Consider the following 18,717-nt stretch of genomic DNA (forward strand, 5'->3'; position numbering starts at 1 on the left):
TTGATCTTGACTCAGCAGGCATAAAAAAAGGCCACCCGAAGGCAGCCTTTAAAAACTAGAGAGGTTTTTGCTTACACGGCCGCAACAGGACGCATGTAAGAGATCGGTGCAGTGCTGGCGTCTTCGAAAGTCACGACTTCCCAAGCATCTGTCTGCTCAATCAACTTGCGCAGCAGCTGGTTGTTCAATGCATGTCCGGACTTGAAGCCCTTGAACTCACCAATCAGGCTATTGCCCAGCAGGTAGAGGTCACCAATTGCATCGAGGATCTTGTGCTTCACGAATTCGTCTTCATAGCGAAGGCCGTCTTCGTTCAGTACACCATCCGCGTCGACCACAATAGCGTTTTCAACGCTGCCGCCGAGTGCGAGGTTGTGCTTGCGCAGGTACTCGATGTCACTCATGAAACCAAAGGTACGGGCGCGGCTGACTTCTTTTACGAACGAAGTACTGGAAAAATCCACGCTTGCACTTTGTGTGCGGTTACGGAAAACCGGGTGATCGAAATCGATCTCGAAGCTCACTTTGAAACCTTCGAAAGGGACGAAAGTGGCGCGCTTGTCGCCGTCTTCCACTGTCACTTCCCGCAGGATCCGGATGAACTTCTTGGCGGCGTCCTGCTCTTCCAGGCCGGCCGATTGAATCAGGAATACGAAAGGTCCAGCGCTACCATCCATGATCGGGACTTCGGACGCGGAGAGCTCGACGTAGGCGTTATCGATGCCCAGGCCAGCCATGGCCGAGAGCAAGTGCTCAACCGTATCCACTTTGACGTCACCGTTGACCAGCGTGGTCGACATCGTGGTTTCGCCAACGTTTTCCGCGCGAGCAGGAATCTGCACCACAGGGTCCAGATCGGCACGAACAAACACGATGCCGGTGTCGATAGGTGCAGGCTTGAGGGTCAGGTAAACCTTCTCCCCGGAGTGCAGGCCTACACCTGTGGCACGGATAATATTTTTCAGTGTGCGTTGTTTAATCATGGCTTGGGCCGCTTCAGCGCAAATTGCGAACTGGTATCAACAAAGGCTGGCGATAATAGCAGACCAGACCTTTGCTGAACACCAATCACCTTCATAGCCCTGATACATTCCATCAATCAGCCTGACGACGCAGGAATGCCGGGATGTCCAGGTAGTCCAGATCGTCTTGCGGATTCATCTTCGCGGCAGTCGCAGCACCGGCCTGAGCCTGGTTGCGCATGACGGTCGGACGGTCCAGGTCACGGTAGTTCACAGCAGGCGCTTCCTGACGCGAAGGCGCTTGTTGCTGCGGCTGCGAAGCCACGGATGTGTGCATGGTGTTGTCGATAACCTTCACAGGCTTCTCGATTTTTGCGCCCAGACCAGTGGCAACCACGGTCACGTGCAGTTCGTCGCGCATGTCCGGATCGATAACAGTACCGACCTTGACCATTGCGTGCTCGGAAGCGAAGGCTTCGATGATGCTACCCACGTCGGAGTACTCACCCAGGGACAGGTCAGGACCGGCGGTGATGTTCACCAGGATGCCGCGTGCACCTTGCAGGTTCACGTCTTCGAGCAACGGGTTGCGAATGGCCGCTTCGGTGGCCTCGCGTGCACGGTTCGGACCGCTGGCGCAGCCAGTGCCCATCATCGCCATGCCCATTTCGCTCATGACAGTCCGTACGTCGGCAAAGTCGACGTTGATCATGCCCGGACGCTTGATGATGTCGGAGATACCGCGAACGGCACCGGCCAGTACATCGTCAGCCTTGGCGAAAGCCGACAGAAGGCTTGCGTCTTTACCGAGGATGGTCAGCAGTTTCTCGTTGGGAATGGTGATCAACGAGTCGACGCTTTCAGACAGCAGACGGATACCTTCGTCGGCGATCTGCATACGCTTGCGGCCTTCGAACGGGAACGGACGAGTCACCACCGCAACGGTGAGGATCCCCATTTCCTTGGCCACTTCGGCGATGATCGGCGCAGCACCGGTACCGGTACCGCCGCCCATGCCAGTGGTGATGAACACCATGTTTGTGCCCTGCAGGACTTCGGCAATGCGCTCACGGTCTTCGAGAGCGGCCTGACGACCTACTTCAGGGTTGGCGCCGGCGCCCAGACCTTTGGTCACACCGGTACCCAATTGCAGGATGGTCCGCGCGCCGATGGATTTCAGCGCTTGGGCATCAGTGTTGGCGCAGATGAACTCAACGCCTTCAATGTTGCTTTTGACCATGTGATTTACGGCGTTTCCGCCGCCACCGCCAACACCGATAACTTTAATAACCGGGCTTGCGGGGATGTTGTCTACGAGTTCGAACATTTTCCCTCTCCTTACATTCTCTAGTTTTTTCGCCTACTGCGTTTGTTGCGGTGCTGCGGTAATTCTTTAGAAGTTGCCTTGTACCCAGCTCTTGATGCGATCGAGCAAGGCGGGTTTGGCTTCTTCATTGCTGTAGCTGTCGCGGCTGCTGATGCCCGAGAACGAAATCCCGTCGGACTGCTTTTGCAGGCCGTACATCAACAAGCCAACGCCAGTGGAATAAATCGGGTTGCGCACCACGTCATCCAGGCCCTTGACGCCATGGGGCACGCCCAGGCGGACCGGCATGTGGAAAATCTCTTCGGCCAGTTCGACCGCGCCTTCCATCTTCGACGTACCGCCGGTCAGCACGATGCCGGCCGGGATCAGGTCTTCGTAGCCGCTGCGACGCAGTTCGGCCTGGATCAGCGTGAACAGCTCGTCGTAGCGCGGCTCGACCACTTCGGCCAAGGCCTGGCGGGACAGCTCGCGCGGTGGACGGTCGCCAACGCTTGGCACCTTGATGGTTTCACCGGCACCGGCCAGTTTGGCCAGGGCGCAGGCGTAGCGAATCTTGATTTCTTCGGCGTACTGGGTCGGGGTGCGCAACGCCATGGCGATGTCGTTGGTCACCTGATCGCCCGCAATCGGGATCACCGCGGTGTGACGGATCGCGCCTTCGGTGAAGATCGCGATGTCGGTGGTGCCGCCGCCGATGTCCACCAGGCACACGCCCAGCTCTTTCTCGTCGTCGGTCAGGACCGAATACGCGGAAGCAAGCTGCTCGAGAATGATGTCGTCGATTTCCAGACCGCAGCGACGCACGCATTTTTCAATGTTCTGTGCGGCGTTGACGGCGCAGGTCACCACGTGGACCTTGGCTTCCAGACGTACGCCCGACATGCCCAGCGGCTCACGAACGCCTTCCTGGTTATCGATCACGTAATCCTGCGGCAGGGTGTGCAGCACGCGCTGGTCAGCCGGGATCGCCACGGCCTGGGCAGCGTCGAGGACGCGCTCAAGGTCGGCGGCGCTGACTTCGCGATCACGAATCGCCACGATGCCGTGGGAGTTCAGGCTGCGGATGTGATTGCCCGCCACGCCGACGAACGCCGAGTGGATCCGGCAACCGGCCATCAGCTGCGCTTCTTCGATGGCGCGCTGGATCGATTGCACGGTGGACTCGATGTTCACCACCACGCCTTTCTTCAGGCCGCGGGACGGATGAGTGCCGATCCCGACGATTTCCAGCGTGCCGTCGTCCGAGACCTCGCCTACCAGCGCCACCACCTTGGAGGTGCCGATATCGAGACCGACGATCATTTTGCCGCTTTGCACGTTTGCCATGGGTCCTGCCTCTTCTTAATTCTTCGCGACAGCGGGTTGGGCTGTCGTGGGCGCTACAGGTTCCCGCCAGCCAACAGCGAGGCCGTTGGCGTAGCGCAGATCGATGCGCGCAATGTTCGTAATCTGTTCTTTAAGCGTTTTGTCGTAGATGGCAATGAAGCGGCGCATCTTTTCCACCAGGTTGCCGCGTCCCAGCAGCAGTTCGATTCCCGGGCCGGAACTGCCGGCACCGGTGGTCAGGAACCAGCTGCCTCGTTCACGCAATTCCAGGCGTGCAATCGAGAAGCCCAATGGCCTGAGCATCTGGCTCAGCACCTGGTATTGCTGCATCACTTGCTGCTGGGCCCGTTGTGGACCGAACAGCTGTGGCAAGTGCTCGTAGTTCGCCAGCTCACGCGGGGTGAACGCCTGGCCCTGGTTGTTCAACAGCGACTCATCGCCCCAACGGGCCACCGGCAGTTGTTCTTCCAGGCGAATCACGACTTGATCCGGCCACACCCGACGCACTTCGGCGTGGGCAATCCATGGCATCGTTTCAAGCTCGGTACGCATACTCTCCAGGTCGATGGTGAAGAAGCTCGACGCCACGTACGGGGCGATCCGCTGCTGCACTGCTTGCTGGCTGATGTAACTCAAATCGCCCTGCACGTTGATCTTGGTGATCGGCCGGTCGGCGTAAGGCAGCAAACGCTGCGCGCCTTCGTAAGTGCCGAACCCCAGCGCTACCAGCAGCACTGGCCAGAACAAGGCTTTGAGAAAACCAAAATTGGCTTTCGGCAGGCGCGCAGACATCGGCTCTTTGGCCACCATTCGGCTGGCCCCCCGCGGCACCGGCTTGCGGCCGGGTGGTGCGGGGGGCTGATGTCTCAGCTGAGCGCCTTGCATGGTCTTAACCTCGCGGCTCGTTGTTGCCGGCAATGCTGGCGGCCAGAATCGCCAGAACCAGTTGCTGGAAATCCAGGCCGGCGGCACGGGCCGCCATTGGCACCAGACTGTGATCGGTCATGCCCGGTGCGGTGTTGACTTCGAGAAACCAGAACTGCCCGTCGGCGTCCTGCATCACGTCTGCCCTGCCCCAACCGGCGATACCCAGCGCCTCACAGGCTTTCGCCGTCAGGTCCATCAGTTCTTTTTCTTTGGTGCTGTCCAGGCCACAAGGGATCCGGTACTGGGTATCGGAAGCCACGTACTTGGCGTCGTAGTCGTAGAAACTGTGCGTCGTGCCCAGGGCAATCGGTGGCAACACCTGGTCACGCAGGGTGGCGATGGTGAACTCCGGACCTTGAATCCATTGCTCGACCAACACTTGCGAATCGTAGGTACTGGCCGCTTTCCATGCGTCGATCAACGCAGGAGAGGAAGTCACTTTGGCCATCCCGATACTTGAACCTTCATGGGCCGGTTTGACGATCAAAGGGAAGCCCAGTTCCGTCGCCGCCGAAATACAATCGGCTTCAGAGCTAAGTACCGCGTGGCGTGGCGTCGGAATCCCGAGGCTGTGCCAGACCTGTTTGGTGCGCAGTTTGTCCATGGCCAGTGCCGAGGCCAGGATGCCGCTACCGGTGTAGGGAATGCCCAGGCATTCGAGCAGGCCTTGCATGCTGCCGTCTTCACCGCCACGACCGTGGAGAATGATGAAGGCGCGATCGATTTTCTCGTTGAGCAGACGCTGCAGCAGGTCATCGCCCACGTCGAGGCCGAACGCGTCCACACCGGCGCTTTGCAGCGCTTCGAGAACCGCATTGCCCGACTTCAGGGACACGTCACGCTCGGCACTCTTGCCGCCGAACAGCACGGCGACGCGGCCGAAGTCTTTCGGCGCGAGGGTGGAGACGAGGTTGGCGTAAGCAGCAGTCATTTCAACTTCCCCACGGCAGGCGCGGCAACCGCGCCCACGAACAACGGACTGTTCAACAATTTCGGTGCGAGACCGCCGATATCACCGGCGCCCTGGCACAGCAGGATGTCGCCGGCACGCAGCAGCGGCTTGACGATTGGAGCGAGGTCGACACCGCGCTCGATGTAGATCGGGTCCAACTGACCGCGCTGGCGGATGCTGTTGCACAGCTTGCGGCTGTCGGCACCCGGGATCGGTTCTTCGCCGGCCGGATAGACTTCCATCAGCAGCAAGACGTTGGCATCGGCCAGGACATTGACGAAATCGTCGTACAGGTCGCGTGTGCGGCTGTAGCGGTGCGGCTGGTAAACCATCACCAGGCGACGCTCCGGCCAGCCACCGCGTACGGCTTTGATGACTGCCGCGACTTCGGTCGGGTGGTGACCGTAGTCGTCCACCAGCATCACGCTGCCGCCGTCTACCGGCAATTCACCGTAGACCTGGAAGCGTCGGCCGACACCCTGGAACCCGGACAGGCCCTGGACGATGGCTTCATCGCTGACGCCCTCGTCAGAGGCGATGCAGATGGTCGCCAAGGCGTTCAATACGTTGTGGTTGCCCGGCATGTTCACCGAGACATCCAGCGGCTCGCGCTCAGGACGCAGGACCGTGAAGAAGGTCTGCATGCCTTGCTGGCGCACATTGATAGCGCGCACATCGCAGTCGTCGCCGAAGCCATAGGTGACCGTCGGGCGTTTGACCAGCGGCAGGATTTCACGCACCACCGGATCGTCCAGGCACACCACGGCCAAACCGTAGAACGGCAGGTTGTGCAGGAATTCGACGAAGGTTTTCTTCAGTTTGTTGAAGTCACCGTCGTAGGTCGCCATGTGGTCGGCGTCGATATTGGTAACCACGGCTACCAACGGCTGCAAGTGCAGGAAACTCGCATCGCTTTCGTCGGCTTCGGCAATCAGGTAGCGGCTGGTGCCGAGCTGGGCATTGGTGCCCGCGGCATTCAGACGACCACCGATCACGAACGTCGGGTCCAGGCCACCGGCCGCGAACACCGAAGCGATCAGGCTGGTGGTGGTGGTTTTGCCATGGGTACCGGCGACGGCGATGCCGTGGCGATAGCGCATCAGCTCGGCAAGCATTTCGGCACGCGGCACCACCGGGATCCGGCGTTCCAGGGCGGTGGCGACTTCCGGGTTGGACGTGTTCACGGCACTGGACGTGACCAGCACATCGGCGTTCGCGGCGTTCTCGGCACGGTGGCCGATATAGATGTGCGCACCGAAAGATTCCAGGCGCTCGGTCACCGGCGAAGCTTTGAGGTCGGAACCGGACACTTCATAGCCCAGGTTCAACAACACTTCGGCGATACCGCACATGCCCACGCCGCCGATACCGACGAAGTGGATGCGACGGATGCGGCGCATTTCCGGGTGCGGCATGGCTTTCTGATTCTCAACCATGGGCCACCTCCAGGCAGGTGTCGACGACGTTACGGGTTGCATCGGGTTTCGCCAGGCGGCGGGCCGCGTTGGCCATGTCATTGAGTCGTTGCGGTTGCATCAGGACCTCTGTCAGGCGCGCGGCAAGATCTGCGGCGCCAGTCGTTCTTTGCGGCATCAGGAAGGCAGCGCCTTCACGGGCCAAATATTCGGCGTTGCGGGTCTGGTGATCGTCGATGGCGTGGGGCAAAGGCACCAGCATCGAGGGCAGACCGGCGGCGGCCAGTTCACTGATGGTCAATGCGCCTGCACGGCACACCACCAGGTCGGCCCAGCCATAGGCTTGAGCCATGTCTTTGATGAAAGGCTGCACTTGCGCCTCGACGCCAGCCTCGCGATAGCGCTGCGCAGTCACTTCATCGTGATTTTTGCCGGCCTGATGGAACACTTCCGGGCGCAGGTCGACGGCGACTTGCGACAGGGCTTCAGGCAGCAACTTGTTCAACGGTTCTGCGCCCAGGCTTCCGCCCAGGATCAGCAAACGCGCCTTGCGACCGGCCAGGGCTGGTCGCGGTGTTTCGAGGAACAGCTCGGTGCGCACCGGATTACCGGTGGTCCGACGGCTGTCCGACAGGGTAAAGGTGTCGGGGAACGCTTCACAGACTCGGGCGGCCAACGGCATAAGCAACCGATTGGCGGTACCGGCCACGGCGTTCTGCTCGTGAACGATCACCGGCACACCGGACAGTTTGGCTGCGACGCCGCCAGGGCCGGTCACATAACCACCGAAGCCGACCACGCACACCGGCCGCAACCGGCGAATGATCGCCCGCGCCTGCCAGACCGACTTCAGCAACATGAACGGCGCCTTGAGCAGCGACAGCTTGCCCTTGCCGCGCAATCCGCTGGCGTTGATGCGATGCAGTTCAAGACCGGCCGCCGGGACCAGATCGTTTTCGATGCCACGTGGCGTACCGAGCCAATGCACGGTGTAGCCGCGGGCCTGGAATTCGCGTGCGCAGGCCAGTGCCGGGAACACGTGCCCGCCGGTGCCGCCCGCCATGATCAATACGTTAGCGCCCATGGGTCGACTCCTCGGCGAAGTCGCTTTCCTGGAACTCGGTCTCTTCGCTGCCCAGGTGGGTTCGACTCTCCCACTCGATGCGCAGCAACAAGCCCAGACAGGCACCACAGATCACCAACGAACTGCCGCCGTAACTGAGGAACGGCAGGGTCAAACCTTTGGTCGGCAGCAGGCCGACGTTCACGCCGATATTGATCAGGAACTGACCGATCCACAGGAACGACAAACCATAGGCAATGTAGGCAGCAAAGAATTGCTTGGCCTTCTCGGCCCAATAGCCGATGTACATGCCGCGAATACACACAAAGACGAACAGCGCGACCGTGCACAGCGAACCCACGGCACCCAGCTCTTCGGCCAACACCGAGAACACGAAGTCAGTGTGCGCTTCCGGCAGGTAGAACTGTTTCTGCACGCTGTTACCCAGGCCAACACCCAGCCATTCGCCGCGACCAAACGCGATCAAGGCTTGGGACAACTGATAGCCGGCGCCGAACTGGTCGGCCCATGGGTCGGCGAAGTTGGTCAGACGCGCCATTCGATACGGCTGCACTTGAATCAACAGCACTACCGCCGCGACCGCGAGCACCACCATCAAGGAGAACCGGAACAGCCCGACCCCGCCGAGGAACAGCATCGCCGCCGCCGCGCCCATCATTACGACGGTGGCACCGAAGTCCGGCTCCATCAGCAACAGGCCGGCCATTGGCAGCAGAACGATGAATGGCTTGAAGAAGCCCATCCAGCTTTCGCGCACTTCTTTCTGGCGACGCACCAGGTAACCGGCGAGGTAGATCACCACGAACACCTTGGCGATCTCGGACGGCTGAACGTTGAAGAAGCTGAAACCGATCCAGCGCATCGAGCCGTTCACTTCACGGCCGATCCCCGGAACGATCACCATCACCAGCAAACCGAAGGCGCCCAACAGCATCAGCCAGCCCAGGCGCTGCCAGGTGGCGATCGGGATCATCAGGGTGATGACGCAGGCGCCCAGGCCCAGCACGATATAGATCAAGTGGCGAATCATGTAATACAGCGCGCTGCCCGACTGCGCGGCGGCGACTTCGGTCGATGCCGAGGCGATCATCACCAGCCCGAGGCCGATCAAGGCCAGGCAACCGGCGAGCATCGGGAAGTCGAGGTCGATGCCGCGCCCGGTGATGATCGGCGATGGATACGGCTTGATGATATTTCGCAGGCTCATGCCAGATCCTCCACAGCGCGGACGAACTGGTGACCACGGTCTTCATAATTCTTGAACATGTCGAAACTGGCGCAGGCTGGCGACAACAGCACCACGTCACCGGGGTGCGCAGCGGCGCGGCATTGCTCCACGGCTTCGACCAGCGAGCCGACACGGATCAGCGGCACGGCATCGCCAATGGCTTCGCCGATCTTGTCGGAGTCGCGGCCCATCAAAATCACGGCGCGGCAGTTGGCCGCCACCGGATCGCGCAAATCCTTGAACTCGGCACCTTTGCCGTCGCCACCGGCGATCAGCACGACCTTGCCGTCGATGTCCGAACCCAGGCCTTCGATGGCGGCCAGTGCGGCGCCGACGTTGGTGGCTTTGGAATCGTTGTAGTAGCCCACGCCGTCCAGGTCACGGACCCATTGGCAGCGATGTTCGAGGCCAGCGAAGGTGCGCAGGCTCGACAACATGGCATCGAACGGCAAGCCAACGGCATGCCCCAGCGCCAGCGCCGCGAGGGCATTGGACTGGTTATGCGCGCCACGAATCTTCAATTCGCGTACCGGCATCAGGTTCTGGAATTCGAAGGCCAGGTACTTCTCGCCGTCTTCTTCGCGGATACCAAATGCCTTGAAATCAGGCTTGCTCAAACCGAAGGTCCAGCATGGCTGACCCTCGCCCATCAACGGACGGCTCAAGGCGTCCTGACGGTTGACCACGAACTGCTTGGCCCCGCGGAAGATCCGGTGCTTGGCCAGGTGATAAGCCGGCAGGCCGCTGTAGCGGTCCATGTGGTCTTCGCTGATGTTGAGCACGGTCGCCACTTCGGCGTTGAGTTGATCGGTGGTTTCGAGCTGGAAGCTCGACAGTTCCATCACGTACAACTCGACGTCGTCGCTGAGCAAGTCCAGCGCCGGCGTGCCGAGGTTGCCGCCGACCGCCACACGCTTGCCCGCCGCAGCGGCCATCTCACCAACCAGGGTGGTGACGGTGCTTTTCGCGTTGGAACCGCTGATGGCGACAATCGGCGCCTTCGCGTTACGCGCGAACAGCTCGATGTCGCCGGACAATTTCACGCCACGGGTGGCGGCAGCCTGCAGGGCCGGGGTCGCCAGCGCCAGGCCGGGGCTCACGTAGAGCTCGTCGGCACGGCACAGGAATTCGACGTCCAGCTCGCCACAACGCACTTCCACGTGCGGATAGTCACGCTTGAGCGTGGCCAGTTCCGGTGGATTTTCCCGCGTATCGGCCACGGCAAACGACGTGCCCCGGTTCGCCAGGAAGCGAACCAGGGACATGCCGCTCTTGCCGAGGCCGACAACGATGCGGAAGTGGTCAGAAGCGATCAGAGACACTCGTTCTACCTCAGCTTCAGGGTGGCAAGGCCGACCAGTACGAGAATCACGGTGATGATCCAGAAACGGACGATCACGCGCGGCTCAGGCCAGCCCTTGAGTTCAAAGTGGTGGTGTATCGGCGCCATGCGGAACACGCGGCGCCCGGTCATCTTGAAGGAGGCCACCTGGATGACCACCGACAGGGTTTCCATCACGAACACGCCGCCCATGATGAACAGGACGATTTCCTGACGGACAATCACCGCGATAGTGCCCAGGGCTGCGCCCAGCGCCAGCGCGCCGACGTCGCCCATGAAGACTTGTGCCGGATAGGTGTTGAACCAGAGGAAGCCCAGGCCCGCACCGATCAACGCGCCACAGAACACGATCAGTTCACCGGCGCCGGGTACGTAAGGGATCAACAGGTATTCAGCGAACTTCACGTTACCCGACAGGTAGCAGAAGATCCCCAGACCACCGCCCACCATCACGGTCGGCATGATCGCCAGGCCGTCGAGGCCGTCAGTCAGGTTGACCGCGTTGCTCGAACCGACAATCACGAAATAGGTCAGGACCACAAAACCAATGCCCAGCGGAATGCTGTAGTCCTTGAGCATCGGCAGGATCAGGGTGGTTTCCACCGGAGTCGCTGCGGTCATATAAAGGAAGATCGCCGCGCCGAGGCCGAACACCGATTGCCAGAAATACTTCCAGCGGCTCGGAAGACCTTTGGAGTTCTTCTCGATCACCTTGCGGTAATCGTCGACCCAGCCGATGGCGCCGAACAGCAAGGTCACCAGCAACACGGTCCAGACATAACGGTTGCTCAGGTCAGCCCACAGCAACGTGCTGACGCCGATGGACGACAGAATCAACGCGCCGCCCATGGTCGGGGTGCCGGATTTGGACAGGTGCGATTGCGGACCGTCATTACGAACGGACTGGCCGATCTGACGGTTCTGCAACGTGCGGATCATCCACGGGCCATAGCACAGCGACAAAACCAGCGCGGTCAGCACACCGAGAATCCCGCGCAGGGTCAGGTACTGAAAGACCGCGAAGCCTTTGTAGAACTGTTGCAAGTACTCCGCTAACAGCAGCAGCATTAATGTTTCTCCAGACTGGACCCGCACAAAGCGGCGACGATGTTTTCCATCGCAGCGCTACGCGAGCCCTTGATCAAAATAGTGGTGTTTGTATCTTGCTCGGCGCCCAGGGCTTCGATCAGTTCAGCCTGGGTGCTGAAGTGAAAGGCCTGCGGGCCAAATGCGTTCACGGCGTGAGCCATCATTGGCCCGACCGCGTAAAGCGCGGAAACCTTGCCACGGGCGTACTCGCCCACGTCGCGGTGCCCCTGCTCTGCCCAGTCGCCCAACTCGCCGATATCCCCGAGCACCAGAACGGTGCGTCCGGAAAAGCCGGCGAGTATATCAACGGCGGCGCACATCGAGGTGGGGTTCGCGTTGTAAGTGTCATCAATCACGCGCATGCCGTTGGTCGCCAGTTGCGCAACGGTGCGGCCCTTGACCGGCTGAACCGCGCCCAGGCCAGTGGCGATGCCGAACAGCGACACGCCCAAGGCATGCGCAGCGGCTGCGGCGGCCATGGCATTGGCGACGTTATGGGTGCCGAGCAGGTTCAGTTGAACCCGTTCCACACCTTCAGGGCTGTGCAGGTTGAAGGCCGGGCAACCGCGAGCATCGCGATCGAGGTCGCTGGCGTAGAAATCGGCGCTTGGGTTGTTCAGGGCGAAGGTCAGCACTTTGCGGCTGCCAGCGCGGGCCTTCCAGATGCCGAATGCCTTGTCGTCGAGATTCAGAACGGCGACGCCATCGGCATCCAGCCCTTCGATAATCTCGCCCTTGGCTTCAACGATTTTGTCCGGCCCGCCGAACTCACCGACGTGGGCGGTCCCGGCGTTATTGAGGATGGCCACGTGGGGTTTGGTCATGCCCACGGTGTAGGCAATTTCACCCAGGCGCGAAGCACCGAGTTCGATCACGGCGGCGGTGTGTTCCGGCGCCAGTTCGAGCAGGGTCAACGGCACGCCGAGGTCGTTGTTCAGGTTGCCACGGGTCGCATGCACCGGACCGCGGGTGCGCAGGATGCTCGCGAGCATTTCCTTGACCGTGGTCTTGCCGCTGGAACCGGTCACTGCTGCGACCGGGTTGCTATAAGCAGCACGGTTCAGCGAGCCGAGTTGGCCGAGGGCCTGGCGCGTGTCTTTCACGACGAGTTGCGGCAAGGTGCTGTCGGCGACTTCGCGCTCGACCAGTGCCGCGACGGCGCCTTTACCGGCAACGTCATTCAGATAGTCATGACCATCGAAGCGCGGACCGGTCAGGGCAACAAACAACTGGCCTGGCTTGATCGCGCGACTGTCGATGCTGACACCGTCGAAACTCGCGTCGGCAGCGACCAGACGAGCATTCAGCACGCCGGTCAGTTCGCTCAGCTTCAAGGCTTTAAGCATGGGCCACCTCCCACGCGGTCAGGGCGTGATCGGCCTCGACCAGATCGGAGAACGCGTGGCGTTCGCCGTTGATTTCCTGATAGTCCTCGTGACCTTTACCGGCCAGGACAATCACGTCATCCGCCGAAGCGCTGGCGATCAATTGCGCAATCGCCTGGCCACGGCCCGCGACGAAGGTGACTTTATCCACAGCGGTGAAACCGGCGCGGATGTCATCGAAAATCACCGATGGATCTTCGGTGCGCGGATTATCGTCAGTGACCAGCACGCCATCGGCCAGACGCTCGACCACTTCAGCCATCAGCGGGCGTTTGCCGCGATCGCGATCACCGCCGCAACCGAACAGGCACAGCAGCCGGCCTTTGGCGTGCGGGCGCAGGGCCAGCAAGACTTTTTCCAGCGCGTCGGGGGTGTGGGCGTAATCAACCACCACCAGCGGCTGAGTACCGCCGCCCAGGCGCTGCATGCGACCGGCGGGGCCTTCGAGTTTCGGCAGGACCTTGAGGATCTCGTCCAGCGCGTAGTCCAGGCCGAGCAAGGCACCGACCGCAGCCAGGACGTTGCTCAGATTGAAACGACCGAGCAAGGTGCTGCGCAAATGGTGCTCGCCTTGCGGCGTGACCAACGTGGCGCGCACGCCTTCGTCGTCGAACTGCGCTTCGCGGCAATACAGGTAGGCGCTGGAGTTTTCCAGGCTGTAGGTGATCAGGCGCGACTCACGCTTGTCCGCTGCGAGTTCGCGGCCGAATTCGTCGTCGAGGTTGATCACCCGGCATTTCAAATCGTTCCAGGCAAACAGCTTGGCCTTGGCTTCACCGTAGGCCTGCATGGTGCCGTGGTAGTCCAGATGATCGCGGGACAGGTTGGTCATCACCGCCACATCGAACGCCAACGCAGTCACGCGGCCCTGATCCAGACCGTGGGAAGAGACTTCCATGGCCACGGCTTTGGCCCCGGCCTTTTTCAGGTCGGCGAGAGTCGCTTGCACGGCAATCGGATTCGGCGTGGTGTGCAGGCCGCTTTCCAGCGAACCGTAGAAACCGGTGCCCAGGGTGCCGACGATGCCGCAGTGCTGACCGAGCAGGTCAAGCGCCTGGGCAACCAATTGCGTCACGCTGGTTTTGCCGTTGGTGCCGGTGACGCCGACCAGGTTCAGGTGGCGGCTCGGGTCGCCATAAAAGCGCCCGGCAATGTCCGACAGCTGCGCCGCCAGGCCTTTGACCGGAACCAGCGGCACGTCGGTGATCGGCAGCACGGTGGCGCCGTCGACTTCATAAGCCACGGCAGCGGCGCCGCGCTGCAATGCGTCGGCAATGTGCGCACGCCCGTCGAATTTGCCGCCAGGCACGGCGAGGAACAAATCGCCTGCCCGCACATTGCGGCTATCGAGGGTCAGTTCGCGGATCAACAGATCACGACCGGCGTGGGCGAAAATCTTGTTCAGACTCAGAGACATCAGCCGCGCCCTCCATTGGCTTTCAGCGGAACGACCGGTGTGGCGTTGGCCTGTTGGGTCGGTGGCAGGTTGTCCGGGGTGATGTTCATCAGGCGCAAGGTCCCGGACATCACTTTGCTGAACACCGGCGCCGATACCAGGCCACCGAAGTAGCCGGCCTTGGACGGTTCATCGATCACCACAACAATGGCGAAACGCGGATCGCTCATCGGGCCGAAACCGGCGAACAGCGATCGATAGGAATTCTCGGCGTAGCCTTTGGTGCCCACCGACGTTTTACGCGCGGTACCCGACTTGCCGGCCACGTGATACGCCGGCACCTGCGCACGGAATACACCGCGTGGGGCCTCGATCACCTGGGTCAGCATGCCTTGCATGGTCTTCGCGACTTTTTCCGGGATCACCTGGGTGGTCTGCGGTGGCTTGTCGGTCTTGATCAGGGTCAGCGGCGCGATGCGACCGTTGTTGGCCAGCGCCGAGAAAGCGTGGACCAGCTGGATCGCCGTCACCGAAATACCGTAGCCGTAGGACAGCGTGGCGGTTTCAGCCTTGCGCCATTCGCGGTAGTTCGGCAGGTTGCCGACGCGCTCGCCCGGGAAGCCCAGGCCAGTGTCTTGGCCGAGGCCGACTTTCTGCGCCAGACGGAAAATGGTTTCGCCGCCGATATCGAACGCGACCTTACTCATGCCGACGTTACTGGAGTTGATCAGGATGCCGGTCAGGTCGAGCACCGGGCCTTCGGTCTTCGACACGTCCTTGATGGTGTACTTGCCGATCTGCAGGCTGCCCGGGTACACCTCGACGGTGTCGCTCGGCTTCCAGCGCCCGGTTTCCAGGGCGGCACTCATGGAGATCGCCTTCATGGTCGAACCGGGTTCGAACACGTCGATCATCGCGCGGTTACGCATCATCGCCGGTTGCAGGTTGCGACGGTTGTTCGGGTTGTAGGTCGGCTGGTTGACCATGGCGAGGATCTCGCCGCTCTTCACGTCCATGATCACCAGGCTGCCGGCCTTGGCGCCGTTCTCGATGATCGCGTTACGCAGTTCGCGGTTGGCCAGGTATTGCAGACGCAGGTCAATGGACAACGCCAAGGGCTTGCCGGCCTTGGCGTTTTTGGTGACCTGAACATCCTTGATCAGCCTGCCGCGCCGATCCTTGATGACCTGTCGCTTGCCGGCGACTCCAGCCAGCCATTCGTCGTAAGCCAGCTCGACGCCTTCGCGCCCGTGATCGTCAATGTCGGTAAAGCCGACCATGTGCGCGGTGACTTCACCGGCCGGGTAGAAACGGCGGAACTCTTCGATGCCGTAGACGCCGGGCACTTTCAGGTCGAGCACCGACTGGCCCTGCTCGGGGGTCAACCCGCGCACCAGGTAGATGAATTCTTTATTGGCCTGGGCTTCAAGGCGTTCGGTCAGGGCTTTCGGATCCTGACCCAGCGCGGCGGCCAGTGCTGGCCACTTCTCTTTGGCCAGTTGCATTTCCTTGGCGTTGGCCCACAGGGTGGTGACCGGGGTACTCACGGCCAAAGGCTCGCCGTTACGGTCGGTGATCAGACCACGGTGAGCCGGAATAGGAATGTGACGAACGCTGCGCGCATCGCCCTGACCTTTAAGGAAGTCACGGTCGACCACTTGCAGGTCGATGATGCGCCAGCAGATTGCAGCCACCATGATGCCGAGCAAACCCAGGACCACGCGGAACCGCCACGGGAAGAGTGCGCCTTCGAGTTTCATCATGGCGCCACCATCCGTACTTCAGCGGCGCCGGGAATGCGCATCTTCAGTTGTTCGGTGGCCAGCACTTCGATACGGCTGTGGGCGGTCCAGGTGCTCTGCTCGAGAATCAACCGACCCCACTCGGCCTGCGCCTTGTCGCGCACGCTCAACTCGTTGTACAGCGAGTTCAACAGCTGACGGTTCCAGTGGGCGCTATAGGACACGCCGATGGCCGACACGAGCACGCCAACAAACAGCAGCAGCATGAAAAAGCTTCCGCCGGGAAGTGGCTTGGCGAAAAGCTTGCTCACCGCAGCTTCTCCGCGACGCGCATGATGGCGCTACGGGAACGTGGGTTGGCTTTGAGTTCGGCCTCGGAGGCGGACTGCGCTTTGCCATGGACTTTGATTTTGGGTTCGAAAGCAACGTGACGAACCGGCAGGTTGCGCGGCAGGTTGTCGGCTTCGCCTTTCACCAGTTTGCGCATGAACAGTTTGACGATGCGGTCTTCCAGCGAATGGAAGCTGATGACCACCAGGCGACCGCCGACTTCCAGGCATTCCAGAGCGGCTTCGAGGCCGGCTTCCAGATCGCCCAGTTCGTTGTTGACGTGAATACGCAGGCCCTGGAACGCACGAGTTGCCGGGTTCTTGCCCTTTTCCCATGCAGGGTTGGCAACTTTCAGGACTTCAGCCAGGTCAGCGGTACGCTCGAACGGCTTGATGTCGCGGCGCTCGGCCACGGCACGGGCCATGCGGCCGGAGAAACGTTCTTCGCCGTATTCCTTGAACACCCGGGCGATTTCTTCCACCGGCGCGGTGTTGACGAATTCGGCAGCGCTGATCCCGCGTGACGGGTCCATGCGCATGTCCAGCGGGCCATCGTTGAGGAAACTGAAGCCGCGTTCAGGGTCGTCGAGCTGTGGCGACGAGACGCCGAGATCGAGCAAAACGCCGCTGACCTTGCCGGCCAGACCGCGTTCGACGACTTCCGAACCCAGCTCGGCAAAGCTACGCTGCACAACGACAAAGCGGCCGTCTTCGGCCGCTAGCGTTTGCCCTGTGGCAATCGCTTGAGGATCTTTGTCGAATCCGAGCAACCGACCGTCTGGGCCGAGCTGGCTGAGGATCAAACGACTGTGTCCGCCGCGTCCGAACGTGCCGTCCAGATAGCAGCCATCAGGACGTACGGCGAGAGCCTCCACGGCTTCGTCGAGCAGTACGGTGATGTGGTTAAAGCCGCTATCAATAGTCACAGGATCAAATCACGCAGTTCATCAGGCATCGCGCCCGGTTGTTGAATAGCAGCCAGGTCAGCGGCAGAAACCGCATCCCAGGCATCCTCGTCCCATAATTGGAACTTGTTCAGTTGGCCTACCAGCATTGCGCGCTTATCCAACTTGGCATATTCGCGCAGACGCGGCGGAACCAGAAAACGACCACTGCCATCGAGCTCGAGGTCGACGGCATTACCAATCAGCAAACGTTGCAGGCGGCGGTTCTCTTCGCGAAGCGAAGGCAGTGCGCGCAGTTTGGTTTCAATAATTTCCCACTCATCGAGGGGATAAACACACAAACACGGATCAACGGCATCGATGGTGACGATCAGTTGACCGGAACTACGCGAAACCAACTCGTCACGGTACCGGCTCGGCATAGCGAGACGGCCCTTTGCATCGAGACTGATTGCATTAGCTCCGCGAAACACGTCAGCGTTTCTCCAATTTTTAGCGTTTTGAGCTCAAAAAACCCACTTCATGCCACTTTCCGCCACTTGCGCACACTATAGGAATGCGCCCACCACACCGTCAAGGCGCGGATTAAAGGAAAAGCCTTACAGAACGGAGATTTAGGAGCGTAAAAGGAGGGGTAACGGGAATATGGCGTATGTTTTTGCTCAATAACTTGATTCAGCACTGATGGCTGCGCTCGAAAGTTAATGTAATTTGTTAAGAGTAAGATTTTTTCGGTATTACGACGGAGGGTCTGCTGGTGTTTATGTACGGAGGGAAATCGGTGTTGCGGGGTGTTTTGCGCATAGCCGGAATCACTGGCTCATCGATATCACAAAAACCCTTCGCCAGTCATTACTGACAAAGGGAAATTGTGGGCACCGATGCCCTGCTCAATGATTAAAGCAGGGAAAGAAAATAAGGTGGAGAGTCGATCTGTAAGCCGGGTTCTGTCTTGAACAGTCATTCGTCTACGATGGCCATCACTGGACATCTTTAGCAACCTACCCGGTCCCAGCGCGGGCCACGCCTTGGGACCCTATTTGGTCTTGCTCCAAGTGGGGTTTACCTAGCCACGAACTGTTGCCAGACGTGCGGTGCGCTCTTACCGCACCTTTTCACCCTTACCGGCGCCGAAGCGCTTAGGCGGTTATTTTCTGTGGCACTTTCCGTAGGCTCACGCCTCCCAGGCATTACCTGGCACTTCGCCCTATGGAGCCCGGACTTTCCTCCCCCCCTAATTTTCATAGAGGGCAGCGACTGTCCAATCGACTCTCCGCCGCGAAGGTTAACGGCAGAGCGGCCGAAGAA

General features: G+C 60.7%; 16 protein-coding genes and 1 other RNA gene. All 17 read right to left on the reverse strand.

Annotation, left to right across the window (positions count from 1 at the left end):
- Positions 1-71: 71 nt before the first annotated feature.
- Positions 72-983, reverse strand: a complete 912-nt coding sequence (gene lpxC, locus LOY68_RS26435; protein ID WP_054045542.1) for a UDP-3-O-acyl-N-acetylglucosamine deacetylase — start codon at positions 981-983, stop codon at positions 72-74.
- 112 nt (positions 984-1,095) lie between these two features.
- A complete protein-coding gene (ftsZ, locus tag LOY68_RS26440) occupies positions 1,096-2,289 on the reverse strand; it encodes a cell division protein FtsZ (protein WP_033061342.1) in 1,194 nt (397 codons plus the stop codon).
- A gap of 66 nt (positions 2,290-2,355) precedes the next feature.
- Positions 2,356-3,615 carry a cell division protein FtsA gene (gene ftsA, locus LOY68_RS26445; protein WP_054045544.1) on the reverse strand — a complete coding sequence of 420 codons (1,260 nt, stop codon included), beginning with the start codon at positions 3,613-3,615 and terminating at the stop codon, positions 2,356-2,358.
- A 15-nt stretch (positions 3,616-3,630) separates the two neighbouring features.
- Positions 3,631-4,500, reverse strand: a complete 870-nt coding sequence (locus LOY68_RS26450; protein WP_054045546.1) for a cell division protein FtsQ/DivIB — start codon at positions 4,498-4,500, stop codon at positions 3,631-3,633.
- A 4-nt stretch (positions 4,501-4,504) separates the two neighbouring features.
- Entirely contained in the window at positions 4,505-5,473 is a 969-nt protein-coding gene (locus LOY68_RS26455; protein ID WP_265040842.1) for a D-alanine--D-alanine ligase, read from the reverse strand.
- Positions 5,470-6,930: a UDP-N-acetylmuramate--L-alanine ligase gene (murC, locus tag LOY68_RS26460; protein WP_054045551.1), complete on the reverse strand. Its 1,461-nt coding sequence runs from the start codon at positions 6,928-6,930 to the stop codon at positions 5,470-5,472. Before murC ends, LOY68_RS26455 begins: the two co-directional genes overlap by 4 nt.
- On the reverse strand, positions 6,923-7,993 hold the full coding sequence (gene murG, locus LOY68_RS26465) for an undecaprenyldiphospho-muramoylpentapeptide beta-N-acetylglucosaminyltransferase (RefSeq protein WP_054045552.1): 1,071 nt from the start codon (positions 7,991-7,993) through the stop codon (positions 6,923-6,925). Before murG ends, murC begins: the two co-directional genes overlap by 8 nt.
- Positions 7,983-9,200: a putative lipid II flippase FtsW gene (gene ftsW / locus LOY68_RS26470; RefSeq protein WP_054045554.1), complete on the reverse strand. Its 1,218-nt coding sequence runs from the start codon at positions 9,198-9,200 to the stop codon at positions 7,983-7,985. The genes murG and ftsW overlap by 11 nt, the downstream gene beginning before the upstream one ends.
- Positions 9,197-10,543 carry a UDP-N-acetylmuramoyl-L-alanine--D-glutamate ligase gene (gene murD, locus LOY68_RS26475; protein WP_265040845.1) on the reverse strand — a complete coding sequence of 449 codons (1,347 nt, stop codon included), beginning with the start codon at positions 10,541-10,543 and terminating at the stop codon, positions 9,197-9,199. The genes ftsW and murD overlap by 4 nt, the downstream gene beginning before the upstream one ends.
- Positions 10,544-10,548: 5 nt before the next feature.
- Complete coding sequence (mraY, locus tag LOY68_RS26480; protein WP_054045558.1) at positions 10,549-11,631, reverse strand: phospho-N-acetylmuramoyl-pentapeptide-transferase; 1,083 nt, start codon at positions 11,629-11,631, stop codon at positions 10,549-10,551.
- Positions 11,631-12,998, reverse strand: a complete 1,368-nt coding sequence (locus LOY68_RS26485; protein ID WP_265040847.1) for a UDP-N-acetylmuramoyl-tripeptide--D-alanyl-D-alanine ligase — start codon at positions 12,996-12,998, stop codon at positions 11,631-11,633. Before LOY68_RS26485 ends, mraY begins: the two co-directional genes overlap by 1 nt.
- Complete coding sequence (locus LOY68_RS26490; RefSeq protein ID WP_265040849.1) at positions 12,991-14,454, reverse strand: UDP-N-acetylmuramoyl-L-alanyl-D-glutamate--2,6-diaminopimelate ligase; 1,464 nt, start codon at positions 14,452-14,454, stop codon at positions 12,991-12,993. Before LOY68_RS26490 ends, LOY68_RS26485 begins: the two co-directional genes overlap by 8 nt.
- The gene (locus tag LOY68_RS26495; protein WP_177331412.1) at positions 14,454-16,193 is read right to left on the reverse strand and encodes a peptidoglycan D,D-transpeptidase FtsI family protein; all 1,740 of its coding nucleotides are present in this window, start codon (positions 16,191-16,193) and stop codon (positions 14,454-14,456) included. The genes LOY68_RS26490 and LOY68_RS26495 overlap by 1 nt, the downstream gene beginning before the upstream one ends.
- Positions 16,193-16,486, reverse strand: coding sequence for a cell division protein FtsL (ftsL, locus tag LOY68_RS26500; protein WP_123410156.1), 294 nt, complete (start codon positions 16,484-16,486; stop codon positions 16,193-16,195). Before ftsL ends, LOY68_RS26495 begins: the two co-directional genes overlap by 1 nt.
- Complete coding sequence (gene rsmH, locus LOY68_RS26505; protein ID WP_054045569.1) at positions 16,483-17,430, reverse strand: 16S rRNA (cytosine(1402)-N(4))-methyltransferase RsmH; 948 nt, start codon at positions 17,428-17,430, stop codon at positions 16,483-16,485. Before rsmH ends, ftsL begins: the two co-directional genes overlap by 4 nt.
- Complete coding sequence (mraZ, locus tag LOY68_RS26510; RefSeq protein ID WP_008147486.1) at positions 17,427-17,882, reverse strand: division/cell wall cluster transcriptional repressor MraZ; 456 nt, start codon at positions 17,880-17,882, stop codon at positions 17,427-17,429. Before mraZ ends, rsmH begins: the two co-directional genes overlap by 4 nt.
- Positions 17,883-18,329: 447 nt before the next feature.
- Positions 18,330-18,682, reverse strand: an RNA gene (gene rnpB / locus LOY68_RS26515) — RNase P RNA component class A.
- Between the last annotated feature and the right edge of the window lie 35 nt (positions 18,683-18,717).

The sequence above is a fragment of the Pseudomonas sp. B21-053 genome, from assembly GCF_026016365.1.
In the GTDB taxonomy this organism is placed as follows: Bacteria; Pseudomonadota; Gammaproteobacteria; order Pseudomonadales; family Pseudomonadaceae; genus Aquipseudomonas; species Aquipseudomonas nunensis.